Annotated in this window: 1 protein-coding gene; it reads left to right on the plus strand. The window is 74.3% G+C overall.

From position 1 onward, the window contains the following. A partial coding sequence (locus tag AX685_RS02405) for a cell wall hydrolase (RefSeq protein WP_197418458.1) occupies positions 1-615 on the plus strand: 615 nt, incomplete at both ends.

The following is a 615-nucleotide window of genomic DNA, read 5'->3' on the forward strand; positions in this document are numbered from 1 at the left end:
GCGCGGCACGACGGGCACCGCGCCGTTGCCCGCCGCCCCCGCCTTTGCCGCGCGGATCGCGGGCGATGCGAAGGTGACGCCGGCGCGCCCGTTCACGCTGGCGGGAATCGCGCCGATCGACCGCGCGCGCGCGCTGCAATGCCTGACCGCCGCGATCTATTACGAGGCGGCGTCGGAATCGGACGAGGGCGAGCGCGCGGTGGCGCAGGTGGTGCTGAACCGCGTGCGGCATCCGGCATTTCCCGCCAGCGTGTGCGGCGTCGTCTATCAGGGCGTCGGTGCCGCCGGGGGCGGGTGCCAGTTCAGCTTCGCCTGCGACGGTGCGAGCGCGCGGATTCCGAGCCGGCAGGGCTGGGCGCGCGCGGCGCGGATCGCGGCGGCGGCGCTCAACGGTTCGGTCTATGCCCCCGTCGGCCTTGCCACCCATTACCACACGTTCGCGGTGACCCCGGCGTGGAACCGCACATTGGTGATGACCGACGCGGTGGGGGCGCATTTCTTCCACCGCTGGAAGGGTTTCTGGGGGACGGCGGCGGCGTTCGTGCAGCGCTATCGCGGCGGCGAACTGTTGCCCGCGGGGCCGGTGGCGGTGCCGGGCGTGGCCGGGGCAGGGGC

This window comes from Sphingomonas sp. CCH9-F2 (genome assembly GCF_001556735.1).
In the GTDB taxonomy this organism is placed as follows: domain Bacteria; phylum Pseudomonadota; class Alphaproteobacteria; order Sphingomonadales; family Sphingomonadaceae; genus Sphingomonas; species Sphingomonas ginsenosidimutans.